Origin of the sequence: Rodentibacter mrazii (assembly GCF_001998825.1) — a bacterium.
In the GTDB taxonomy this organism is placed as follows: domain Bacteria; phylum Pseudomonadota; class Gammaproteobacteria; order Enterobacterales; family Pasteurellaceae; genus Rodentibacter; species Rodentibacter mrazii.
In genome coordinates this window covers 1-2,037 of the sequence record NZ_MLHG01000127.1, presented here as the reverse complement: position 1 = coordinate 2,037, position 2,037 = coordinate 1, and the positions used below count along the sequence as shown (strand labels likewise).

1 protein-coding gene and 1 riboswitch are annotated in these 2,037 nt (G+C 38.2%); the gene reads right to left on the bottom strand.

Features of this window, described 5'->3' with window-relative positions:
• Nucleotides 1–123: 123 nt before the first annotated feature.
• Nucleotides 124–1,647 carry a Na+/H+ antiporter NhaC family protein gene (locus BKK47_RS12190; RefSeq protein ID WP_077495082.1) on the bottom strand — a complete coding sequence of 508 codons (1,524 nt, stop codon included), beginning with the start codon at nucleotides 1,645–1,647 and terminating at the stop codon, nucleotides 124–126.
• Between the two features lie 57 nt (nucleotides 1,648–1,704).
• A riboswitch (Lysine riboswitch) is annotated at nucleotides 1,705–1,875 on the bottom strand.
• Between the last annotated feature and the right edge of the window lie 162 nt (nucleotides 1,876–2,037).

Sequence of the window (2,037 nt, the reverse complement as noted above, 5' to 3'; positions counted from 1 at the left end):
AAAAAATAAAGAATAAAATAAAACAAACTTATTATAAATATAAAAAAATGCGACTTTATGTCGCATTTTATAAAAATAGAAAAATTTTATTTTTTGTTTATTTTTTTGAACTAGATCACATTTTTAACGTTTTTTCACGATAAAAACGAGCATAAGCAAGGACAGCGCCGTTACAATAAACCCAGCTACACCGGATTCTGTAAAACCAACAGTGATATAGCCAAGGCAACTTGCGGTCGCAACAGTTAAGGCATAAGGTAATTGGGTTGTTACATGATCCATATGGTTACATTTCGCCCCTGTCGAAGACAGAATTGTTGTGTCTGAAACCGGCGAACAATGATCGCCACAGACAGCGCCGGCCATTACCGCAGAAAGACAAGGCAACATTAACTCTGGTGCGGCATTCGTTGCCATTGAAGCGGCAATCGGTAGCATAATACCGAATGTGCCCCAACTTGTACCTGTTGAAAATGCCATTGCCGCCCCGAGAATAAATAAAATAACCGGTAAAAGTTGAACAGGAATGTTGCCGGAAACCAAGAAGGAAGATAAATATTTTCCTGTTTGCATATCACCCACAATTTTATTGATTGTCCAAGCAAAAAATAAAATTGCAATTGCACCCGACATAGATTTAATACCGAGTTTCCATGCTCGTACATACTCGGCAAAATTTACCTGACCATCTAAGATAATCAAAACTGTTGATATAACGACCGCACTTACTCCCCCTACAACAAGAGAAATCCCAACATTGGTATTTTCAAAAGCCCCCAATACAGAGAACGATGAACCGGCTTTAGCAAGCGCTTGCCCACCTGTATACATCATTATTGAAATCGTAGCTACGATTAAAACCAAAATAGGAAACACAAGATTCCGAACGTGCCCTTTTACGCCCGATTCGTCTTCCGCCTCCTGATTTTCTCGTGCCATTACCTCTTTTTCATGACGCGCCATAGAACCAATATCAAATGAAAAATAAGCAACAAAAAATACCATAAGTAATGCAAAAATCGCATAGTAATTCATTGCGCTCATCACCACAAATGCCCCCATAGGCGTATATTCAGTGATAGAGTAAGTCGTAAGTAAACCTGCAACTAACGTGATGATATAAGCCCCCCAACTTGAAACAGGCATCATAACGCACATTGGCGCCGCTGTTGAATCCAAAATATATGCCAATTTTGGGCGAGAAACTTGGAAACGATCGGTAACAGGACGAGCAATTGCACCCACTGCAAGACTATGGAAATAATCATCAATAAATGTAACAAAAACCAAAGATGCGGCTAATAACTTTGCGCCACGGCGATCCTTAATCCGTTTTTGAGCCCATTCCACAAAAGCACGGTTACTACCCGATACGGTTAAAAGTGCGGTCAAAACACCAAGCAAAATTAAGAAAAGGACGATATTCATATTTGAATTAATACTACCGTCGCTATATACCAAGGAAACAATGTTATCTTTCAAATAGATAAAAGTAGGTAAAATTGAGGCATTATTGAGCATCAAAGCACCGACTAAAATCCCAGTACTCAGAGAAACTAATACACGACGAGTCGCAATCGCCAACACAATGGCTAGCAACGCAGGAGAAATAGACCAAACTGAAGAAGAATAATCGATAAGTTCCATTAAGTTATACCTAAAATTAATGGAGACGACGGCAGAAAATGGGGTAATAATAACCCGCCTAACCGTAGCGCTCCATAGTTATTCACTATGACAGTGACGTTCCTTTCAGATACGCCACCAACCAGCTAAAATGACTTTTAACTGATTTCGGCAACTACTCCTTTCTTTTTTCGTCATCGCTATCCACTCGGAAAAAATACTTATAGTAATCGCACCTCTACTTTGTAGGGAGAAGAAAGATTACAGGAAAACTGAAAAAAAATCTAATAAATTCTGTAAATTATCTCAATTTATCAGGAAGCTGTAATAGAATAATATCTACAATTAATATTTAAAAATAGCGCTCATCAGATCATCCAGTACAATTTTATTTAAATTTAACATTTACCT

Coding starts and splice junctions, on each gene's coding strand:
- BKK47_RS12190 (WP_077495082.1), bottom strand. CDS start 1,647: ATGGAACTTATCGATTATTCTTCTTCAGTTTGGTCTATTTCTCCTGCG.